This is a genomic window from Streptomyces sp. NPDC012510, from assembly GCF_042955065.1.
In the GTDB taxonomy this organism is placed as follows: Bacteria; Actinomycetota; Actinomycetes; order Streptomycetales; family Streptomycetaceae; genus Streptomyces.
The window spans coordinates 228,586-250,731 of sequence record NZ_JBIBEN010000013.1 but is presented as its reverse complement, the minus strand read 5'-3'; the positions used below and the strand labels follow the sequence as shown (position 1 = coordinate 250,731).

10 protein-coding genes are annotated in these 22,146 nt (G+C 71.3%); 5 read left to right on the top strand and 5 right to left on the bottom strand.

Features of this window, described 5'->3' with window-relative positions; all coding sequences use genetic code 11:
• Positions 1-6 precede the first annotated feature (6 nt).
• Positions 7-1,146, bottom strand: coding sequence for an N-acetylmuramoyl-L-alanine amidase (locus ACFY9I_RS24845; protein ID WP_391005128.1), 1,140 nt, complete (start codon positions 1,144-1,146; stop codon positions 7-9).
• Between the two features lie 222 nt (positions 1,147-1,368).
• On the opposite strand from ACFY9I_RS24845, the gene ACFY9I_RS24840 reads away from it, so the two are divergent.
• The gene (locus ACFY9I_RS24840; protein ID WP_391005126.1) at positions 1,369-1,764 is read left to right on the top strand and encodes a MazG nucleotide pyrophosphohydrolase domain-containing protein; all 396 of its coding nucleotides are present in this window, start codon (positions 1,369-1,371) and stop codon (positions 1,762-1,764) included.
• A 24-nt stretch (positions 1,765-1,788) separates the two neighbouring features.
• Here ACFY9I_RS24840 and ACFY9I_RS24835 read toward each other — a convergent pair whose 3' ends face one another.
• From ACFY9I_RS24835 to ACFY9I_RS24820, 4 genes are all read right to left on the bottom strand, one after another.
• The gene (locus ACFY9I_RS24835; protein WP_391005124.1) at positions 1,789-2,688 is read right to left on the bottom strand and encodes a hypothetical protein; all 900 of its coding nucleotides are present in this window, start codon (positions 2,686-2,688) and stop codon (positions 1,789-1,791) included.
• An 81-nt stretch (positions 2,689-2,769) separates the two neighbouring features.
• Positions 2,770-5,454, bottom strand: a complete 2,685-nt coding sequence (locus ACFY9I_RS24830) for a right-handed parallel beta-helix repeat-containing protein (protein WP_391005122.1) — start codon at positions 5,452-5,454, stop codon at positions 2,770-2,772.
• Positions 5,451-7,394 (bottom strand): hypothetical protein, encoded by a 1,944-nt coding sequence (locus tag ACFY9I_RS24825; RefSeq protein WP_391005120.1) that lies wholly within the window; start codon positions 7,392-7,394, stop codon positions 5,451-5,453. The genes ACFY9I_RS24830 and ACFY9I_RS24825 overlap by 4 nt, the downstream gene beginning before the upstream one ends.
• A gap of 36 nt (positions 7,395-7,430) precedes the next feature.
• Positions 7,431-16,775: an actin cross-linking domain-containing toxin gene (locus tag ACFY9I_RS24820; protein WP_391005118.1), complete on the bottom strand. Its 9,345-nt coding sequence runs from the start codon at positions 16,773-16,775 to the stop codon at positions 7,431-7,433.
• 253 nt (positions 16,776-17,028) lie between these two features.
• On the opposite strand from ACFY9I_RS24820, the gene ACFY9I_RS24815 reads away from it, so the two are divergent.
• The 4 genes from ACFY9I_RS24815 to ACFY9I_RS24800 all read left to right on the top strand — a co-directional run bounded on the left by ACFY9I_RS24815 (position 17,029) and on the right by ACFY9I_RS24800 (position 22,085).
• Entirely contained in the window at positions 17,029-19,281 is a 2,253-nt protein-coding gene (locus ACFY9I_RS24815; protein ID WP_391005116.1) for a hypothetical protein, read from the top strand.
• Positions 19,282-19,401: 120 nt separating this feature from the next.
• The gene (locus ACFY9I_RS24810) at positions 19,402-19,701 is read left to right on the top strand and encodes a hypothetical protein (RefSeq protein ID WP_391005114.1); all 300 of its coding nucleotides are present in this window, start codon (positions 19,402-19,404) and stop codon (positions 19,699-19,701) included.
• 387 nt (positions 19,702-20,088) lie between these two features.
• On the top strand, positions 20,089-20,664 hold the full coding sequence (locus ACFY9I_RS24805; protein ID WP_391005112.1) for a sigma-70 family RNA polymerase sigma factor: 576 nt from the start codon (positions 20,089-20,091) through the stop codon (positions 20,662-20,664).
• The gene (locus ACFY9I_RS24800) at positions 20,661-22,085 is read left to right on the top strand and encodes a hypothetical protein (RefSeq protein ID WP_391005110.1); all 1,425 of its coding nucleotides are present in this window, start codon (positions 20,661-20,663) and stop codon (positions 22,083-22,085) included. Before ACFY9I_RS24805 ends, ACFY9I_RS24800 begins: the two co-directional genes overlap by 4 nt.
• Positions 22,086-22,146 lie beyond the last annotated feature (61 nt).

The following is a 22,146-nucleotide window of genomic DNA, read 5'->3' as shown; positions in this document are numbered from 1 at the left end:
GCGTGGTCAGCGGCCGGTGGCCACCGCCGTGCGGAGGCGGTCCAGCTCCTGGTACATGACCTCGCCGGGGCACTCTGTCGCCATCCAGTCCCGGTGACCGCTGATCTCCGCGACCTCCTTCTGCGTGCCGTTGACCGGGTTGGTGTACGTCACGCGGGCCTGCGGGTCGACGCCGTGCAGCCGCACCAGCACCTTCACCAGCCGGGTGAGCGACTGGCGGGCCGCCTCCTTCGGGCCCTGCTCGGTGAAGGTGCCCAGCAGGGCGATGCCGAGGTTGCCGGAGTTGAAGCCGCCGACGTGGAAGGCGGTCACCACCTTGCCGTCCTTGTCGTGCGCGGGCAGGCCGTCGTCGCCGGAGTAGCGGCCCTCGTAGACGCGGCCATCCTCGTCGATGAGGAAGTGGTAGCCGATGTCCCCCCAGTCGTTGGTGACGGCGTGCATCTGGTAGATGGCGCGGACGGTGGCGGCCGGGTCCGGGTCGTCGTTGGTCATGGCCGTGTGGTGCACCGTGATGGTCTGGAACGGGTAGAACGCGGTCGGCGAGTTCTCCGTGCCGTCCGCCTTGAAGCGCAGCGACTCGTCGGCGCCCCAGGCGGCCCGGGTCAGGTACTGGACACCTCTGACACGCGTGGGGTCGCTCGGGACCTTCACCCTCCGGTCCGGTCCGTGCTGGCAGTCGAGCGCCAGCGAACGCAGGCCGGTGGCGCCGTCGGGAGCCTTCAGCTCGTAGCCGGCGGCCTGTCCGGCCGAGATCAGCACACCGCCGCCGTTGGCCACCGAGCAGCCGCCGTCGCCGAGCGAGCGCCAGCCGCCCTCGCCGCCGTCGGTGTCCCGCAGCCGGATGCCGCCGCCGACGGTCGCGTCGGTGCCGCTCCAGCGGACAGCCAGGTGACTGATGGGGAAGGCGGCCTCGACGGGTGCCTCGCCGGTGGCGGCCTCGCTGCGGGTCTTCGGGAAGGTCTCGGTGGTGGTGCCGGCCTTGGTGTCCTCGGCCTCGGTGTCCGCGCTGCCGGAGTCGCCGGTCGTGGCCATCACGGTGGGGGTGATCACAGCGCCGGCCGCGACCGCGCCGACGGCACCGATCACGGTACGACGGGTCACCCGCGACTTGGCGCGGTGGGTGGGGGAGGTGGGGGGAACGCTCACGATGGGTCCTCAATCGCTCGGGGTGTTACTTGAAGACACAAGGAGGGTACGGAGGCCGGTCACCGGTCTGACAGGCACCCCCGGTTACCGATGAGTCGTCAATGTTTCGTGAAAATAAGGTATTTGATGCCGTTCGGAGGTGTAGAGGTCATACGGAGCGTCAGGGCCGTTCGTGGTGGACGCGACTGTCGGGGCGGGCGAGCGGGTCGCTAGGGTCGCCGGATGAGTTCTTCTCCCGCTCGTCTGGTCCGTGAGTTCCACCGTGCCTTCGGCCTCGACGCCCGTACCGCGCCCACCGAGGTCTCGCCCGAACTCGCCGCCCACCGCGGCGAACTGCTGGCCGAGGAGGCCGCCGAGGTCGCCGAGGTGGCGGTCGACGGCCCGCTGGACCGGCTGGCTCACGAACTGGCCGACGTGGTGTACGTGGCGTACGGCACCGCCCTTGTCCACGGCATCGACCTCGACGCGGTGATCGCCGAGATCCACCGCTCCAACATGACGAAGCTGGGCCCCGACGGCAGCGTCGCCCGCCGGGCCGACGGCAAGGTGCTCAAGGGGGACCACTACCGGGCCCCCGATGTGTCCGCGGTGCTGCGGAAGCAGGGGTGGGCCGGGTGAGGACCCCGACCGGGCGGTGGCTGCTCAGAACCGGCCGGAGAGGGACTCGTCGTCCGAGTCGGCGGCCACGGCGGTGACGGAGTAGAGGTCACGCCCCGCGTCCCGCCTGCCCTGGGCGTGGTTGTACTGGACCTTGAAGACATAGGTGCCGGGGCCGAGCGTGACACCCGACTTCAGCGTGATGACGTACCCCAGTTGGTCGCTGGTGGAGTTCTGGCCCACCGCCGCCTTGTCGCCCAGGGAGGTCCAGACGCCGGTGCTCGACACACCGCCGGTCTGGATGACGCGGACGACGACCTTGAGCGAGCTGAGCGGCTTGGTGGACTTGACGGTGACGACGCTCTGGTCCCAGTAGTCGTTGGAGTCGGCCTCCACGCTTCCGTCCGCCCAGAGATAGCCGGATGTCTCCTGCGACTCGGTGTTCTGGGTGGTGCTGCTCTTCTTCGTCTGGGTGTCCGTGGAGCCGGAGGTGCCTCCGCTGTTGCCGTCCGAGCCGGAGTCCGAGCCGGAGCCGGAGTCCGTGCCGGGGGTCGGCTGCGCCGCCCCACCCGCCGCCGTCCCGGCGCCCGCTCCGCCGGAGACGGGGACATAGACGACCTCGGGGCCGTCCTTGCCCTTGCCCTTGTCCTGTTCCTTCGGCGACGGGACGACCACCGCCTTCTTGGTGTCGGCGGCGGAGGACTTCTCCTTGGCGGGCTCCCCGGCCGCCGTGGTCACCTTCTCGGCGGAGCCGCTGTCCCAGTCGATGGCGGCCACGGCCATGGCGGAGCCGACGATCACCAGGACCGCTGCGGCGGAGCCGCCGACCGCTTTCCACACCCGGCGGCCGGGCAGGAACCCGCGGAGCGGGGTACGGGTCTTCCGGGCGAACAGGTCGGCGAACTCGCCTGCGCTGCGTTCGCTGGGGGTGGGCGTGTGCGGCATGGAAGCTGTCCTTAGAAAGTCGTCCGTGGGAGGTTGTGCGCGGGGGCGTGCGCGGGGGGTGCGGCGGGCGGTGCGGGGTGGTCAGAGGCTCTGCGGGATGTCCTCGGGTTCGAGCGTCATCACGTCGGACTCCGTGGCCTCGGGCAGTTCGGCGATGCGGTAGGCCTGGCGCTCCGTCATGGCCTGGAAGAGCTGACGGGCCGTACGGCCGTTGCCGAAGCCCCGTTCGCGGGGCATCGCGTCGAAGCGGGCGGTCAGCGCCTCACGGGCGTCCGGGGTGAGTTCGTACTGGTGCTGGGCGGCCTGGTGTTCGACGATGCTGACCAGTTCGGCGCTGCCGTAGTCCTCGAAGAGGAGGGTGCGGTTGAAGCGGGAGGCGAGGCCGGGGTTGGAGCGGACGAACACCTCCATCTCCTTGAGGTAGCCGGCGACGATCACCACCACGTCGTCGCGGTGGTCCTCCATCAGCTTCAGCAGGGTGGCGATGGCTTCCTGGCCGAAGTCGTTCGAGCCGGCGTACTGGGCGAGGGAGTACGCCTCGTCGATGAACAGCACGCCACCGTGGGCCTGTTGGAAGACACGCGTGGTCTTGGGGCCGGTGTGGCCGACGTACTCGCCGACCAGGGCCGAGCGGTCGGCCTCGACGAGGTGCCCGCGTTCCAGGAGGCCGACGGCGGCCAGGATGCGGCCGTAGAGCCGGGCGACGGTGGTCTTGCCTGTGCCCGGATTGCCGGTGAAGACGAGGTGGCGGCTGAGCGGGGGCGGGGCCAGACCCATCTCCTCGCGGCGGCGGACCATCCGCATCAGCTTCACCAGCGAGGAGACATCCTGCTTGACGCGGTCCAGGCCGGCGAGGCCGTCGAGTTCGGCGAGCAGGTCCTCGATGGTGTCCTCGGGGGGCGCCTCCGTCTCCCGCGCGGTGGTCCGGGGGTCCGCGCCGGGGCCGGCGGCCGACAGGGACTGTTCGGCCCCGGTCGGCAGGGACGGGTTCTTCACGTCGCGGGACACGCAGTCGTCGAACACCGGGCGGGCGCCCTTCTCCAGGGCCACGTCCTCCTCGGTGTCCCGGACCACACAGCCGCGCAGGACGGGGGCGCCGCCGGACGACACGTGCAGCGCCGGGAAGGCCGTGCCGTCACTGCCCGCACCGGCGAAGACACAGTCCTCGAAGGTGCCGCGGGCCCTCTCACCGACGAACAGGCTGTTCTTGCCGGTCCGCGCCACCGTGACGGACCGGACCCGGGGCTCGGCCTGCGGGCCCACCACCAGACCGGAGCCGGCCGCGTCCCGGACCGTGCAGCCCTCGACGCTGGGCGTGGCGCGTTCGCCGATCACCAGTCCCGCCGTTCCGGTGCCGCTGATCCGGCAGTCCCGCAGCACCGGGGTCGTCCCCGTGCCGCAGGAGATCCCGGCGCGTTCGGTGTCCGTGACGTCGCACTCCTCCAGGACCACCGATCCGGTCGACTCGGTGGTGATCCCGGACCGGCCGCGCACCACGGAGAGGCCGCGCATGCGGGCCTCGGCCGCGCTGTCGATCCGTACCCCCGACAGTCCGCAGTCCATGACACGGCCGCCCTCGACGGTGAGCCCGGCGCGGTCGGTGGCCCGGATCCCGTGCTCCGCCGTCGACGCGATACGGCACGCCGTGAGCGTCACCCGGGAGTCGTCACGGGCGTGCACCGCGCTGAACGAGCAGTCCGTCAGGTCGCCGGCGGCCATGCGGACCTCGGAACGGTCGCCCGCCAGCAGCCCGTTCGCCCGGCTGCCGGTGACCGACGTGCCCTCGGCGGTCAGCCGGGCTGAGCCCCGGGCCACCAGACCCGAGCCGTGCGCCCGGACGACCTGGCAGTCCACCAGCTCCGCGCGGCTCTCTCCGTCGGCGCTGACACCGGGGCCCGAGCCGTCCCGCAGTCGGCAGTCGAGCAGCGTCACATCGCCGTTACCGGACACGGCGACGCCGTCCGTACCGGTGCGCAGGATCTCGCAGCGGACGAGCAGGACGCCGCCGCCGTCCACGCTCTCCCGGTCCCGACGGTCCTCCGGCCGGGCCGAGCTGCCCAGCACCCGGACACCCTCGGCGGCCGTATCCACCACCCGGCAGTCCAGCGCGGTGACCGTCGCCTCGTCCTCCACCAGCAGGCCGCTGCGGTCCGGCCCGGAGATCCGGCACTCGCGCAGCACCGCGCGCGCGGCGCCCCGTACGCGGACACCGGACCCGCCGACCCCCCGTACGGTCAGTTCGGTGGCCTCGGCGACGCACCGCGTGCCGATGACGACTCCGGTGCCCTGGACGTCCTCGACCACGACCCGGGTCAGCCGCGCCGCGCCGGTGGTGTTGAGGTGCACGGCGGCCAGTTCGGTCCGCGACACCCGGCAGTCCGTCAGTGTGAGCGACGCGTCGCCGCTCGCCTCGACGCGGCCGCCGGAGAGCTCGCAGCCCTCCAGCTCCAGCTCGCCCGCGCGGGTCAGCACGGCGGGCAGCGCCGGATCCTGGCCGGTCAGGGCGAGACCCTCGACCCGTACGCCGGGAGCGGTGACCTCCAGCACGGGTCGGCCGGGGGACGCGGCGAGCAGCCGTACGGCGTGTGCCGGGCCGCCGTCGGGCAGAAGACGCACCGCTCGGTCGATGAGCACCTGCTCGACGTACTCGCCCGGGGCGATACGGATCTCGTCGCCGTCGCGGGCGGCACGTACGGCGGAGGCGATGCTGCGGTGCGCGCCCCGGCCTCTGAGGGCGACCCGGTGCACAGTCGCGGTGGGGGTCACGGGAACTCCAATCCGTCGGCGAGCAGGGCGGCCGGATCCGAGGCCGGTTGCTGCGGTGCCGGTGCCGGCGCTTGTGGTGGCGTGGTGGGTGTGGTCGTGGGGGTGGTGGTCTTCGGCGCGGCCGGGAACGCTCGGCCGGGGGAGGGCAGATCGCCGCCGTTCTTCTTGTCCCACTCGGCGATCAGCCAGTTGATGTACCTGGTCAGCGCGGCCTCGCCCCAGTTCAGGCCCAGTTCGGGCAGGCCGCCCTTGTGGAAGACCCGGGCGCCGGTGGTCAGGTGGAAGGCGTTCTTCGCCAGACCGGTGGTGACACCGCTGAAGGCGGAGGCCCCCGCGCCCCACAGACCGGCCAGCAGGGCGTCCGCGCCCTTCACCTCGTGGCCGTTGACGCCGAAGACCGACGCGCTGATGGCGTTGCTGACGAAACCGCTGAGCGCGCCGGTGGCGATGCCCACGGTGTTCGCGTAGGTGGCGTTGCGCCAGCGGGTCGGCTTCTCCTGGGCGGCCCAGTCGGTGGACCAGTCGTCGGTGTTCGAATTCATCGACTGCTTCGGGTGCCCGCCCCAGTCGCGGGCGCCCATGCTGGTCTTGAGGTAGCCGAGTGGGGTGCGGTTGTAGAGGACGTTGAGGCCGCCGCTGAAGGTACCGCCGACCGCGCCGTTGAGCAGCGCCTTGTAGACATCGACCGGGGTGAGGCTGCCGTTGCCGGTGGTGGCGGCGGTGATGGCGAGACTGGCGGTGAAGTCGGTGACGAAGCCCATGGTGAACGAGGTGAGCGCGCTGCGCAGTTCGCGCTGCCACACCGGCATCTCGGCCGAGACCCCGTCCCTGACCCCGGTGAGGACACCGTGCCACGGGTCCTGGACCTCGCGCAGCAGACCCAGCGCCTCGATCTCCGGGCCCCGGAAGTCGGTCTCCCGGCCGATGAGCCGCCAGCCGGTGTCACCCGCCATCCCGACCCCGTCGCCCATGCGGGGCAGCGCCCCCGCCAGACGCTCGGGGACGAACGCCGGGCCGGAGGTGCTCAGCCGGCCGAAGGCGTCGGTCTTCCAGACCCGTCCGGTGAAGGTGCGCTGCTCCACCAGCAGGCCGTCCTGGAACTCACGCCACTGCCCCCACTGCTTGTCGACCTCGCGGAACCGGCCGGGCACGCCGTCCACGGCGACCCGCTCGCGGAACACCTTGCCGAGGTCGTACTCCTTCCAGACCTGCGTGTTCACCTGGACCGTGCTCGGCGGCTCGAACCGGTGGGCCGCCTGCGCGAGCAGATCGCGCAGCGAGCCGGTGGTCGGCAGGGCTGTCGGGGGCGCCGTGGGCTCCGGGGACAGGATCTTGTAGTCGAATTCGCGGACCCGGCCCCCGGCCTCCCGCTGTCTGACCACCTGGCCGTCGACGAGGTCCCGCCAGCGGCCGCCGCCCGCGACACCCTCGTACACCCGTGTGCCCTCGGAGTGGACCGTGCCGTCGGCGGCGGTCTTGGTCCACTTCCATGAACCGTCGGGCTGCTTCACGGCGTCGACCCAGGAACTTCCGATGTCGGTGGCGTTGCGCTCGCGCACGACGTTGCCGAACCCGTCCAGGTCGACGAACGAGTCGTCCCAGGTCTTCGAGTAGAGCGAACCACGGTTCTGCTTGCGGACGCCTTCGGCGATCACGGTGGCCGGATCGTCGGCGGAGGACGCCTTCCAGGTCCACGAGGTGCGGTACGGGCTGCCGGACGCCTCGACGATCACGCCGTCGATCAGGTCCCGGCGGCCGGTGATGTGCAGCAGGGAGTTCCTGTCGACCCAGGTGCCCGCGTTGTCGTTCAGCGAGAGGTCACGGGTGGACGGCGCCTCGAACAGGTACTCGCGGCTGTCTGGGCCCTCGCTGCGCATGCGGACCCGCTCGACGCCGTTGTCGTCGGTGAAGAGGTCCCGCCAGCGGCCGGTGCCGTCCACGTGCCGGGTGCCGGTGGTGCCGCTCGTGGTGTCGCGTCACGACAGTTCGTACGAGCCGCCCGAGCGGTACTCGGGGAGAGGCGCCCAGCGGGTGGGGTCGTCCGCGCTGCGGCCGATCTCGACGATGTTGCCGTTGTCGAGCTTGCGGGTCTCGCGCACGACACGGCCGTACTGGTCGATGTCGATCCAGTTGGCTCCGGTCGGGTTGAGGCGGACACCGGTGATCTGCGTACCGTCGGCGGCGGTCTGGGTCCAGTGGCTGACGCGGTGCAGCGAGTCGCCCGCGAACAGGTCGCGGAAGAAGCCGTCGAACGGGCTGCGGCCGGCCGCGCTCTTCCACAGGAACGCGGGCGGACGCATCTCGGAGAACCGTCGCACCATCAGGCTGCCGCCGTCCGACAGCGTCTCCAGGCTCTTGACCTGGGCGTTCGCCAGTCCGTGGCCGGTGTACGCGCCCATGTCGATCCGGCCGCCGGCGGGCGCGTACCCCGGCACCACCGCGAACTCCTGGTACATGCGGGAGCCGTGCACACCGCCGAACGGCCAGGTCGAGCCCCGGCGGTGGGCGACCGACTCCAGACCGGTCGCCGGGTCGAGGAAGGTGTCCCGGAAGCCGACGTGGTCCCAGTTCCAGTGCCGGGTGCCGGACAGCGACTCGGTGCCGTCCTTGGCGAAGCGCTGCCAGGTCCATTCGCCGCCTGGGCCCTTCTCCGCCCGGACGAGGCCGCCGTCGCCGGCCTTGGTGTACGTCCGCACGTCACCGGCGTTGTCCAGCAGCCGGCGCCAGGAACCGGAGGGCACGTCGTGGAAGGTGCGCATGTCGGCGTCCCCGATGCGCCGGCCGTGCCTGAACACGTCACCGGAGGCGTCGAACTCGGTCCAGCGGGCCTGGCCGAAGCGGTCCCGGGACAGGTGCAGGACGTTGCCGTTCCTCAGCGTCTCGCGTTCGAACAGCGTGACCTTGCCCGGGTCGGCACCGGTCAGCCTGAACTGCCCGGTGCCGGACCGCTCCACGGTCGCGGTGTCGAAGCGGCCGGTGAACGGGGTGCCCGAGGCGTCAGTGCGGACGGCCGTGCCGGAGACATGGTCGATCCTCCAGAGATCCCCGGTGGGGACGCCGCCCTTGCCGCGCACCGCGACCGTCTCCTCCAGCAGGGTGCCCGCCGGGTCGAACACCGCCCGTTCCAGCGGGTGGGCGCCGTTACCGGTGGGAATCAGCGCGATCCGACCCTCGTCCAGCAGGTCGACTCGGGTTCCGCTGAGTTGACGGCCGGTCGGGTCCAGCACCTGGGGCACGCCACCGGGGGTGTCGACGTCGAAGCGGAGGATGCCACGGTCGGCGGGCAGCCGCACGTCCCGCAGGACGGCGACGCCGTCGGGGCCGTAATGCCAGGTGGTCCTCCCGGCGGCGTCGGTGAGGCTGAGTCCGCCGGGTACGTCGGTGCTGGGGGCGAGGGTGAAGCCGTCCGCCGTGCGGGCACCCACGAAGTCGAACGAGTCGGGTGTCCAGGGACCGCCGTCCGTCGCCCGGCCGGTGACACCGACCCTCAGTCCGTCCAGGTTGCTCGGCCCACCCCTGAGGAACACCTCCTGGTAGCGGAGTTCACGGTCCGGGCCGAAGCCCAGCGCCACGTCCGACGGGGCGTGGTGGACGGTGTGGTGGCTGCCGCCGGGCCCGCCGTGCGGGGTCGGGGTGACGGTGAAGTCGCCGATGACACGGCCGCCGGCGCCCTGGGCGACGGACTGGAGGTCGTCGACGAGGGTCGCCGGTGGGAGGCCGAGATAGTCGTCGAGGGCGGTGGCGGCGTGCCGGTGCAGTGTCTGGTGAGCCTGGACGGTCAGCAGCCGCTGGTCGTCGAGCAGTTCGGGACGGAGCGCGAAGCGGTCGGGTGAGGCGGTCGCGTCGTCGGCGAGCCCTGGGAGTCGGGGCAGGTCCGGTGAGGGGGCGGCGTGCGAGTCGAGCGCCCTGTGCGGGAAGTCGATGGCTCCCGCGGTGTCGGACAGGTGGGTGAGGGAGCCCCCGGGGGCCGCCCGAAGGCTGGAGGCCTCGCCGAGGGTGAGGTCGAAGATCCGCGCCATGTCGATGTCGCCCAGCACGTCGCTCTCGGAGGCGAGCGGAAGCTGACCGCCGCTTCCGATGCCGTCGCCGAGGTCGTCGAGTCTGGTCGGTGGCGTGTCGGGGGCCGCCTCGGTGAAGCGCAGGAAACCGGAGCCGTCCTGGTCGGGGAGGTCGCGGTAGGCGAGGCGACCGCTGTGGTCGAAGTGGAAGCGGGAGCCGGTGACCGAGTCGGTCACCGTGAAGCCTTGCGGCAGCCGTCCGGAGAGCGTGCCGCCCACGGGGTCGAGCCGGAAGGAACCGGTGAGGTTCTGCGGACCGGTCAGTTCCAGGACCCGCGTGGTGGCGCCGCCCGTTCCGGGGGCGGTCGTCACCTTGACCCCCAGGCGGGACGGACCGTCCAGGCCCGGCAGTGTGAGCGGCAGCTCCCGCGAGTGCGTCAGGCCACCGGGTTCGAAGCGCCACACCGCGGCGGGGCCGTCGGGGCCCGGCATGGGCACGCGCACGGTCAGCTCGGTCAGCGTGCCGGAGGCGTCCCGGACCGGCGTGACGGTGGCGCCCGGGACGGGGGCTCCGTCCTGGCCGGTCACCCGGATCGGACGGAGCGCGTCGTCGGTGAAGCGCAGCGAGAAGTCGGTGCCGGTCAGCGGCAGTTCCCGGTGCTCCAGACGCCCTGCGGCGTCGAACTGCCAGCGCACGCCATCCTGCGGGCCGGTGGTGGTGAAGCCACCGCCCTCCCGCACGGTGACCAAGGCATCCGGCAGCCGCGCCGGCCCACCCTGGGCGGTGAAGTCCAGCACCTCGACGCGTACCGACGCCGGGGCGGCGTCGGTCGCCGGGATCTCCGTGACGCGCAGCCGCAGCCCGGCCACCTCGTCCAGCCCGGACAGGGGAACCTCGCGCACCGAGGGCACGAGTGGGAGCGGGGAGTCGAGCGACCGCACCCCCAAGGGGATGGAGGTGCCCGGTTCAGGGGTGGGTGTGTGGGGGAGGGTGACGTCCGTTGCGGGGGTGGTCCGGGGGAGGGCGACGTCCGGGCCCTCGGTGCTCCTCGGCAGGTCGATCCCCGGTGTCTGTGGGGTCCGGGGCAGGTCGGCCGGGGGCACGTCCGGGCTCGTACGGGGCAGGTCGGCCGTGGGCATGCCCGGGCTCGTACGGGGCAGGTCGGCCGCGGGCATGTCCGGGCCCGTACGGGGCAGTTCGACCGCGGGCATGTCCGGCCTGCCGAGGTCGGCCATCGGCCGGGTCGCCCCGTCCGGCAGCGACCCGGCACCGACACGCGGGGGCACCGGTGGGACGGGGGCAGACGGAACAGAGGGGGCGGACGGGATGGAAGATGCGGAGGGTGCAGAGGGGGCCGGCGGGACAGAGGAGGCGGATCGTGCAGAGGGGACGGCCGGAGCCGCAGGGACGGCCGAAGCCGACGGCACGGCGGGGGCCACCCGTCCGGCGGTGATGTCCTGCCAGGTCTGCGGATGTCGCAGGCTGATCCACTCGGCCTTGTGACGGGCCGCCGCCATCCTCAGGATCGCGTCGGTGCCCTTGCTCTGATGGATTCGCCCGGCGTCGGGATCCCTGGGGAACTCCGTGCGGTACCAGTCCGCGAAGGCGTCTCTGTTCTCCGGCCCGGAGACGAACTCGTTGATCCTCCGAACGCCGGCCACCCGGTTCCCACCCAGTTCCGCCAAGGGGTCGGTCACCACGGAAACAGGGACCTTCTCCTGCGGTACGGCGCCCTTCAGCTCGTCCGGGAGGGAGCGGAACTCGAACAGCAGGGCGCGTTCTCCACCGACGGTGGCGTTGTTGATGCCTCGTCCGGCCACCTCGTTGCCGTTGAGGATGTACTGCCTCGCCGCGTTCCAGACCGACTCGTCACCGAGGGCGGGGGCCTCGCGCAGGAGTTTCAGCGTCACGGCGCGGTCACCGGGCGACAAGGAGTCGAGGACCAGGCTCGGCCTGGTCCTGGGCAGTACCGACCACTCGTTCTTCACCACCGGGTCGGTCAGACCGCGATAGGGCGGTGCTCCGGCCCAGTTCTCCATGGGAATGCCGTGCCTGTGCACCAGGTCGGAGGTGAAGTCGATGACGGACTTCACATAGGTGTACGCGTTCTCCACCTGCTCGGGCGCGTCGAGCGCCTCCCGGGCCAGCACCGTCCGCAGAGCGTCGTCGTCGCGGAAGGCGGGCTTGTACCAGTGGGCATGGTCAGCGAGCAGTCTCAGCTCCTGCGTGGCACGGGAGCCGAAGTCCACGGCTCTGATACCGATCGTGGCCTGCTGCTGGGTGGTCGGCATGGAAACGGAGGGAAGGCCTTCGAGTTCCAGGCCGGTCCCCGCCGCGATGACGTGCCGGTCGCTCGTCACCTGCAGCCGGTAGAGCCCGTCGGGGCTGGTCATCGACTCCAGCGGCCGGTGGTTGTGCACGCCGAGCCGGTCCTTGAAGACATCGAGCAGCCACTGGGTGGCGTCGTTGCGGGCGCCGATCGCCACCTCGTCGCCCAGGCGGGAGGGATAGGTGATCAGCTCCACGGTGTGCGTCTGCCAGTTGCCGCGCTGCGCCATCGTGAGGTCCGCGGGGTTGGCGTACGCGCCCCTGCTCATGTCCTTGGTGACCATGAGCAGGGGTTCGTCGGTGTCGACCTTCGACACGAAGGCGAAGGTCCGGTCCGCGCTCTCCGGGAGTGCGACGACGAATCCGCCGAGTTCGCTCTCGGTGCCGATGGAGGGGGCGGGGAAGGACGTGTCGAATCCCGGTGCCACCGCCCGCGAGGGCCGGGTGGCCACCGGCACTCCGGGCGCGTGCGCAGGGGGAGCGGCGGCGGGAACCGGTGGCGGAGCGACGTGGGGCGGGACGGGCGGAGGCGGCGCGACCTGGGGCGCGACGGGCGGAGGCGGCTCGACGCGAAGCTGGGCCGGAACGGCCAGATCCTCCAGGGACACACGCTCGCCGGTCGGGAGTGGTCCTGTGACATCGCTCGCCGCATCGTCCAGGACTCCGGCCCCGGGGGTGGACGCCAGAGGCAGCCGCTCCGACGGGGCGCCGCCGAGAGAGTCGAGGGCCGTCACCGGGCGCACTGTCGTTTCCGGCACCGTCGTCCCGAACGTGTCCAGCCGGGGCCTCGGCGCCCCGTCCACGGGAAGATCGACGAATCGGCCGCCCCGGTCGAACAGGAACCGGCCGCCGGTGGCCGTGTCGGTCACCGCGAAACCGCCGGGCAGCCGCCCGGCGAGATCTCCTTCCAGCCGTACGACTGAGAAGGCGCCCTCGCCGGCCCCGGCCACGGTGAGCCGGACCGACGGGACCACCCCGCCGCCCGGCAGTTGCGTGAACGTCGTGGTCAGCCGGGACCCGGTCAGCGGGCCGCCTACGGGGCCGGACAGGGTCAGCTGCTCGGACAGCCGCGTACCGTCCAGGTCGAAGCGGGCCACCCAGGCCCCGTCCGGGGACTGCACCCGTACGCCGGTCACCACCCCCAGCGCGCCCCTGACCGGTTCGATCGTCGCACCGCCGGGCAGCGGCACTCCGTCCGTGCCGACGATCCGCGGCAGGGACCCGGGGCCCGCGTCGGCGTCGAAGCGGAGGAAGCCGTCGCCGACCGGGAGCCGGACGTCGGTGAACTGCCGGACCCCGTCGGTGTCGATCACCATCCGGATGTCCCCGGCCTGGTCGGTGAACGTGAAGCCGCCGTCCTCCAGCGGGGTGCGCTGCCACTCCGTCCGGAAGCCGGTCACCCCGGCGAATTCCTGCGGGTCCACCACCACGGTGTCGGTCCGGGGCGCGGGCGCGTCAAAGCGGTCGAAGTGGAAGTCGTCGGAGAGGTAGCCGAGATCGTCGACCTGGCTGCCTACCTCGTCCAGGCGGGAGACCCCGCTCAGGGAGTCGAAGCCGTTCAGGGAGTCGAAGCCGTTCGGTGAGCCGAGGTCGTTGAGGGAGCCGAGGTCGTCGAAGGTCCGGGTCTCGCCGAGATCGAGCTGGTCCAGCAACCGAAGTTGGTCGTCGAGGGAGAGGCCTTGGAAGTCCAGCGCGCTGAGGCCCGGGGTGCCTTCCCCGGCACCTCTCAGACCGGCCGCCAGCTCGGGCAGGGGGTCGCTGCCCCGGAAGTTGGGATTCGGAATCCACTCCAGGAGGTTGTGCTGGGCGTCCATCCGGTACGCGCCCCGGATGAACTCCGGGGCGATGCCGCCGGGGAAGGCGATCTCGTTCTCCGACGCCCAGCCCGACGTCCGCCAGGCGTCCGGGCCCATGGAGCGTTCGAAGGTCTTGCCGACGTCGATGCCGCCGGAGGCCTCGATCTCGAACTTGAAGATGCCGTCCCAGACGAGGTTGCTGTCGGTGGTGGTGCTGACGAACGCCGACGGCTGACCGGTCCTGACCATGACGTCGAGATTGGTCTCCAGGGGGTCGCGGACGGTGAACCCCTCGCTGAAGATCTGGTCGAGGGGGCGCTTGCCGCCGATGCGCCACAGCGTCTCGTCGCTCTCGCGCCAGACCGGTGCCGGGTTGATGGCCTGGACGTCGATCGACCGGTCGGCGGCGAAGGTCAGTCGGTCCATGTCACGCGGGGCGGGCAGGACCGGGTTGTCCATGCCCATGTCCGACAACCGGGGGAGCGTGACCGACCCCGGTTCGACGGGGACAGCCGGCCGGCCGTCGGCCCCGAACCGGGTGACGACACTCTCGGGGGCGGTGACCGTGAACACCCCGTCGACGAGCTGCACCTTGACGTCCGGAACGATCCCGGCGTCCGTCCTGAGCACCCAGGTGATGTCCGGCCCGGGCCGCATGGTGATCCACTGCCCGGTGGGCCGCCCGAGGTCGTCCAGCAGACGCAGTTCACCGGTGGGCAGGCCGGCCGCCGGGCCGTCCACGCGGGTCATCATCACGGTGATGTCCCGGCGGACGGTGTCCAGGTTCATGCCGAGCCGGTCGAACGCGGTCTTCGCCCGGTTGAAGCCGACCTGGGCGGCGCTCAGGTCCAGCTCGGCCTGCGCGCGCGTCAGCGGCGGGATGTCGACCTGTCCGGTGAGGTCGTCGAGCCTGCGCCCGGCGGTGTCCAGCTGGAGCTTGGTGGACTGGGTGCGGATCCAGGCCTGGAAGCGTTCGGTGGCGAGCTTGCCGGTGGCTCCGCCGGTGACGATGTCCCGCAGGGTCAGCGGGGTGAAGGTCGGGCTCTTGGTGACCGGGGTGGTGAGGTCCGTCCGGACCGGTCCGAGGCCCAGCAGCTCGCGGGCGGTGCGGGAGCCGTCGCCGGTGTCGGGGAGCAGCCGGGTGAGATCGTCGAGCTTGATGCCGAGCTCGTCCAGGCGGTCGGTGCCGGCGGCCGAGTTCAAGGTGGGGACCCGTGGGTCGGCCGGGCCGAGGACCTCGATCTTCACCCCGTCCTGCAACCGCACGCGGACGTCCACCGGGTCGGTCTTCCCGATCCGCAGGACGACCCCGTCCGAGGTGACGTTCACCAGGTCGATCTCGCCGTCCAGGACCTGCCGCACCTGGGACTCGGTCAGCCCGCCGAGCCTGCCGTCGAGGCTCAGCTGCGCCAGATCGTCGAGGGGTTTGAGCAGGCCGGTCGGGGTGCGCTCCACGCCGGTCAGCGTGTCGAGGTCCCGTAGTTCGTCGAGCGCGGTGCGCGGCGGCGCCAGGTCGTCGCCGAGGCGGCTGTTCCCGGGGTCGAGGAGGCCGAGGCGGCCGTTCATCGGGTCGAGGAGGCCGAGGCGCTGGTTCACCGGGGTGAACAGGCCGAGTCTCTGCCCGCCGGGCACCGTGCCGACCGGCAGGCCCACCGTGTCGAGGGGGGTGATGTCGTCCAGTCGGACGCCCATGTCGTCGAGGCGGCCCGGCATACGGGGGGTGCCCGTGCCGGGGAGGGAGCTGAAGCCCGGCGTACGGGGCGCCGTCACCGGTGCCACCGAGATCTCGGCCAGGTCGTCGAGGGTCTCGTTGAACTCCGGGGTGCCGGGCACGGCGAGCTTGTCGGTGTTCGTGCCGGTCACCGGGCGCAGGGTGCCGCCCTGGTCGAGGTTGCGGCCCGTCAGGTTGGTGAGGTCCGCGGCCAGGGAGCCCGTCCTGCCGAGGGGGCGGAGCGCCCGCGGGGCCCAGTGCATACCCCGGTCGATGAAGCCCATGCGGAAGGCGCCCCGGTAGCCGAACCGCGCGATCTCCGAGTACCTCATCGGCAGCAGCGCCGTGGTGACGAGCCGGCCCAGGCCCATGATCGCGAAGACACCCAGCCGTGCGGCCGTGTTGCCGCCGACGAACGCGGTGGTCTGGACGAAGTCGCGGCTCAGCGCGGACCAGCCCTGCCGGAAGGTGCTCCGGGCGAAGCCGCCCATGAACCGCAAGGCCGACCCCAGCATCGCGGGCGTCCTGGACAGCACCCGGGGCAGCGCCATGAACCCGCTGCCGGCCCGGCCGACGAGCCCTCCACCGAACTTGACCAGCCCCTGTCCGGCGAGGGACAGCACGCGGCCGGGGGAGCTGAGCAGTGCCCTGCCGCCCCGGAACAGCATGCGCCCGCTCGCGGAGAGGACGCCGCTCAGGGCCTTCGCTCCCGACGCGCCCAGCCGGAACAACCCGCCGATGGAGGTGATGCCCTTCGTCGACGGGAACAGGATGCCGAGGAAGGCGAGGCCGAGGCTGAGGGCGTTGCCGTTGCCCGTGGCGTAGTCGACGAGGGCCTTGGCGAAGAGCACGGCGCCGAGTCCGAAGGCCACGATGCCCAGGGGGCCGCCGATGATGGCCGCGATGAGGGTGACGACCAGTGCGACGATCTCCAGGACCTTGAAGAACGTCGACACGAACCGTTTCCAGAAGCTCTTCTTGGGCTTCTTCACGGGCCGGGACACCAGCCGGGCCGCCTCGTGGAGGGCGTCCTCCAGGATCTTCGCCTCGGCCTGGATGATGTCCGTCTCGGCGTCCACCTCGTTGCGGGCGCGGCTCAGCTCCGGATCGTTCTCGGGCAGGGGCTGGCCGCCGACCCGCTCCAGGGCGGCGACGGTGTCGGCGGCGTTCTCGGCCCGGTCCTGGGAGTCGCCGAGAGCACGGGCATACCGTGCCGTGGCGTTGGCGGCCATGTCGAACGAGCGGTTGATGTTCTCCATGAACACCTTGAGCTCGTCCTTGACGTACTTGCGCAGCGCGTCCGCCGTCCGCCCCTCGAAGCCGCCGTCCTCGGCCTTGGTCAGCAGGGTGTCGAGGCCGCCGCTGACCCGGCCGGCCAGATCGCCGAGATCGCGTAGCTCCTTGGCGATGTTCTCGACGACACCCGGATTCCCGGTCACCGGATTGCCGGTGAATCCGACTCTGCTCCACTCGTCGGAGGTGGCCAACGAATCCTCCACGCGGTCCGGGTCTGGGGGTACCGGGACTTGGGGTACCGACAGCAGACGTTCCCGGGCGCCCCGAGAGTTCAAGAGAGTGGCGCACGCCACAGTTTCAGTCGGTCGGCGGGGGACCGGCGAAATCTCTTTGAACCATCCGGGCCCGCCTCCTCGTCTACAGGGCGGCTCGGCACCCACGCCGACCACCACCGCGGCACGGACCGCCGCGGACTCGCCCGCTTCGAGGGAAAGGACGGCGGACATGGTGCGCGTCTCCTACGACTACGACCTGATGACCGTCCTTGCACGCCACCTCTGGCACCTCCGAGACGAGCTGGACGTCACCTCCCAGTCGGACAAGACGTTCGCCTCCGGGGACATCGGACCCCGTCGGGAGACCGCCGAGGCGCTGGAGGACTTCTACGGCGCCTGGCAGAAGTCGTTCAAGGAGGGGTGGCAGGTCATGACCGACCTGGGCAACCTCCTCGACCGGGCGGGCAAGGCCTTCTACGACCAGGACGCCTCCCACGCCGCCGGCGCCGCCCAGCAGGTCACCTCCCAGGTCCGGGACGAGGCCACCCGGCACAACGAGATCCGCAAGCAGACGCTGGACGGCAAGCGCCGCCAGGCGATGGCCAGAAACCTGGAGGCCCGCTACAAGACCCAGCAGGCCCGTCTGAAGAAGGAACAGGACGCGCTGGTCGAGAAGCGGAAGAAACTCGACGAACAGGCCGCGGCGCAGCAGAAGCGGCAGGAAGAGCTGAACAAGGAGCAGGAGGAGCTGGCCAGGAAGCGCGAGCCCCTCCTGAAGCAGCAGGACGAGCTCCAGGCCAGGCAACAGCAGCTCTGGCAGGAGGAGAAGAAACTCCTTGCCCAGCGGGAGGAACAGCTCCAGGCCAAGCGGGACGAACTGGCGAAGGAGTACGAGGCCCTCCGCGAGAAGCAGGAGCCCCTGATCAAACGGCAGGAGGAACTCCAGCGCGAGCAGGAGCGGCTCTGGGAGGACGAGAAGGCCCTGCGTGCCGAGCAGGATGCGGCGATCGAGAAGAAGGCCACCGCCCTCGAACAGGAGCAGAAGGCCTACGACGCCAGACAGGACGCCCTCCAGGAGCGCCAGGAAGCCTTGTGGCGGGAGCGGGAGACCCTGCTGAGCAGCGGGAAGGCCACCCAGGCGGACCTCGACGCCTGGCAGCGCAGGCAGGACGCCCTGGACAAGGAACGGGACGCCCTGTGGGAGAACGAGGGCAGGGGGCTCTCGGAGCGCTGGGACGCCCTGGAGCAGGAACAGCGGGACGGTGAGGCGGCCTTCGCCCCGCTGAACCAGCGGCAGAAGGACATCGACGACGCGCGCGAGCAGCTGAGCCGCGAACAGGAACCCCTCTCCGAGCGGCAGGACGAACTGCAGCGGAAGCAGCGGGACCTCTGGGCCCTGGAGAAGTCCACGCAGGACGACGTCGAGAACGCCGTGAAGGAGAAGCAGGACGGTCTCGACGCGGAGCGCACCGAACTCCAGACGAAGCTGGATCCCCTGGACAAGGAGTCGCAGGACCTCCAGGACCGCCAGAAGGAGCTGTGGGACGACCAGTCGAAGACCGAGGACGCGCAGGCCGAGCTGACCGAGGAGGAGAAGCCTGTCCAACAACGGCAGCAGGACCTCCAGGACGCCTTCGCCGAGGAGCAGGACAAGATCCGCGACCGGGACTTCGACAAGGACCCGGACCCCGGCCAGCTCAGGGGAATGCGTGGTCAGCTGGACGATCTGCCCGCTGAGGCCTTCGTGCCCAAGGGCTACACCATGGAGGACGAGAACAGCACCACCACGGTGTCGTTCCAACTGGACGAGAACGGTGAGATCAAGGTCGACAAGAACGGCGACCCCGTCGAGACGACGACCACCGTCACCAACAGGAACACCGGGCTGTCGTACTCCGAGACGTACCACCCGCTGTCCCGCGAGGGCGACTCCGTGACGACGATCCGCGGCTCCGACGGCTCGGTCACCAAGGTCTACATGGACTCCGACCCAGAGGGCTCGCCCGACGGCTGGATGAAGCGCTACATCACCGACGAGACGGGCAGGGACACCCTCCAGATCTGGACCAAGCGCCCGGACGGCGACTGGGAGCTGACCTTGGACAAGGAGGAGTACCTCAACTCCGAGGCGGGCAAGGAGGACCCCCAGCAGCGGCTGGACCGGCCCCCGGCCTACCTCACCGTGGAGAATCCCAGGGTCGACGCGGACGGCCGCCCCGCCGGCACCACCGCTCCGGGGCAGACGACCACGGTGCAGGAAGGTGTCACCCGGACCGACTACACGGGCTCCGACGGCTCGGTCACCAAGGTCGTCACCAACGAGAACACCGGCACCCGCTTCGTCGCCGACGCGAGCAACGAGATCCAGGAGATCTGGCAGCGTGCCGAGGACGGCAGCTGGTACCTGCGGGAATCGATCACCCAGCACGAACGCAGCAGCGCCGAACCGCCTCTCGGATCCCTCGGAGAGAACTGGCGCTGACCCCGATGGGCTCCGCCCCAGGTGAGGGCACCCGCCCCTCACACACCCCAAGCTCCCGGCTCGCGCCCGCGCGGTGCCGCCGGGCCCCTCGCACACCGAACACAAGAGAACGAGGTCCACATGCCCAAGAACGTCATCGACGACGAGGAAATCGAGAGCACCGCGAAGAAGCTCGACTCCGCGGTCAGCGACACCCTCGTCCCCCAGCTCTCCTCGCTCCAGGCCGACGTCGAGAACCTGCTGCAGGGTGGCCTGCTGCTGACGGCCACCAGCCCGAAGATGCAGACCTCCTACGCGAACTTCAACAAGTCGTTGACGGAGGCCGTGAACAACATCACTCAGTTCTCCAAGCAGTTCCGTGACATCTGCAACGCGGTGAACAACCTCGACGCGCAGATCGCCGGCGGCATCCCCACCTGATCCCGCCCGCCTCCCGAACGGGGTGCCGACCCCTGACTCCCCCTCCGTCGGCACCCCTGCGGGCAGGGGCGCCGGTCTTTCCCCCGACCGGCGCCCCTGTCGTTTTCCCGGCCGCTCCCCGGACGTGTCCGATGGCTCGGACCTGTCGGCCGGCTGTCGTTTCTCCAGCGGTCCTACCAGGAACATTTCGTTCTCGTCAGTAACCTCAGGTTCTTCTCAAGAAGTCTTGAATCGTTATCAGCCGCTCATAGAATCCCTCCGGAACCTCACGTTCCACCCATGAACCGTGAGTCCACCCGGGTACCCGCTTTCAGCCCTGCCCAGTGAACGCCGTCGCGGCGCCCGACCGGACCGGCCTGAGATGTCCCCGCCGGTCCAGGGGGAACTATGAGAACGCCCAGACCCAGTACCGCCGTGCTCGGGAGCGATCCCGGGACGGGCGGCGCCTCGTCCTCCGGGGACGGATGGATACGCAGGCTCTACGAAGAGCACCACGGCCCCCTGCTGCGCTATGTGTCGAGCCTCGTCCGGGGCGACCGACAGCGGGCCGAGGACTTCGTCCAAGAGACCCTGGTACGTGCCTGGCTGAACACCGGGAACCAACCCTCGGGCTGGTCACCTTCGCGGGCCTGGCTCATGAGGGTGGCGCACAACCTGGTGATCGACTGGTCCCGGCGCGAACGGGTGCACACCGAGATCCAGCACGAGAACACCCTGGACAAGCACGTCGAGCCCGTTGACCCGATGAGCCAGGCCGTCCAGCGCCGCTTCATGGTCCACGCCCTCTCCCGGCTCTCGCACCCGCACCGCGAGGTCCTCTTCTACGTCTACGTCCTCGGCTGCACCGGTACCGACGCCGCCGACGCCCTGGGGATCCCGCCGGGGACCGTCAAGTCCCGGACCCACCACGCGATACGGGAACTGCGCCGTCGGCACCGCGAACACGCCCTGGCGGCGGCATGACCGGCCCTGCCATGACCAGCGGCGCCATCACAGCCGCCGACCCGACGCAGGGCCTCGGTCCCGCGCAGGGCCGCCTCGGTCCCGCGCAGGGCGTCGATCCCACGCAAGGCCTCGATCCCACGCAGAGCCTCATCGTCGCGATCGGAAAGCCCAGCGACTCGATGCTCACGGGCATCATCGTCGCCGTCGTCGTCCTGATCCTGCTCTTCCTGCTGCTGCGGCACATGATCCGTAAGCGGGGTGGCTGGCGACGCTTCCGGCGCCGCGTCGGCCGGGAGCTGACCCTGACCCGGCAGGCCTTCGGCGAACCCCTGCGCGCCTACCGCCGCCACCGCCGAGGCGTACGCGCCCTGGCCCGGCAGCTCTCCGACCCACGGGGTGGTCTGCTCGTACGACGACTGTTCGACGCGGCGGCCGCCGCACTGGCCGACACCCCCGGCGCCGTACCGCACGCCGTGCGCCTGGAACCCGGACGGGCGTCCGTGCAGATCGCCGCCCGCCGACTGCCCGAGCCGCCCGCCCCCTGGGAAGCGGCCGCCGAGTCCGGACCGCAGCGCTGGGAACTGCCCCTGGACGACGAGGACGCGCTACCGCCGGGCCGCACCCGCGCCGGTGCGCACGTCCGGCCGCTGCCGGTCGCCGTCGGCATGGCGGACGACGCCTGTGTCCACCTCGATCTCGCCGCCGGGCCACGGGTGATCACCGTGGAGGGTGACACCGCCGCCCGGACCCGGCTGCTCCAGGCCCTCGCCGCCCAGTTGGACCGGCCCGGCAGCGGCGCCTCGGTCGTCGTCGCCGACGGGGTCCATCCGCAGCATCGGGGGGAGCGGCTCGACACGCTGCTGCGGGAACTGGAAACGGCCGTCGCCGAGCCCGCCGAGGGCCACGACCCCGATGAGTTCGGGGAGTCCGGGAGCGCCGCCACCACCGTGATCGTCTGCGCCGCCCCCGCGCCCGAGCAGGCTCGCAGACTGACCGTGCTCGCCGCCTCCGGTGCCCTGGTCTGTCTGGCGGACGGCCGCCTCGCAGGGCACACGTGGGCCCTCCGGGTCGACGGACGCGGCCGGGTGACCGCGCCCGAGTTGGAACTCGACGCCGACTCCGGTCCGCTGGGCCGCGCGGTCGTCGCCGCCGTCCGCGCCGACCGCCGTCGCCTGCGCCGCGAGTCGACGCCACGCCGGGGGACGTCCATGAGGGAAAGCCGGCCGGAGGAGGCCGAGGAGACCCGGGAGCTCCAAGAGACCCGGGAACTTCCGGAGACCCGGCTGTCCGACGAGACGGAGGCCCTCCGAGAACAGCCGACGGAGGTCACGGCCCCCGTCCGCACCACCACCGGCCCCGACCTTCTCGCCGAACCGGCCACGGCCGGCACCCGCACCACGGCGGCCTCTTCCGGTTCTTCCGGCACCGGGGAGGACTGAACGACGGCGGGAACGTCGTGGAGGGGAGCGACGCGGTCCGGCCGACCGGCAGGAGGACCCG

Coding starts and splice junctions, on each gene's coding strand:
- ACFY9I_RS24835 (WP_391005124.1), bottom strand. CDS start 2,688: ATGCCGCACACGCCCACCCCCAGCGAACGCAGCGCAGGCGAGTTCGCC.
- ACFY9I_RS24805 (WP_391005112.1), top strand. CDS start 20,089: ATGAGAACGCCCAGACCCAGTACCGCCGTGCTCGGGAGCGATCCCGGG.
- ACFY9I_RS24810 (WP_391005114.1), top strand. CDS start 19,402: ATGCCCAAGAACGTCATCGACGACGAGGAAATCGAGAGCACCGCGAAG.
- ACFY9I_RS24840 (WP_391005126.1), top strand. CDS start 1,369: ATGAGTTCTTCTCCCGCTCGTCTGGTCCGTGAGTTCCACCGTGCCTTC.
- ACFY9I_RS24800 (WP_391005110.1), top strand. CDS start 20,661: ATGACCGGCCCTGCCATGACCAGCGGCGCCATCACAGCCGCCGACCCG.
- ACFY9I_RS24815 (WP_391005116.1), top strand. CDS start 17,029: ATGGTGCGCGTCTCCTACGACTACGACCTGATGACCGTCCTTGCACGC.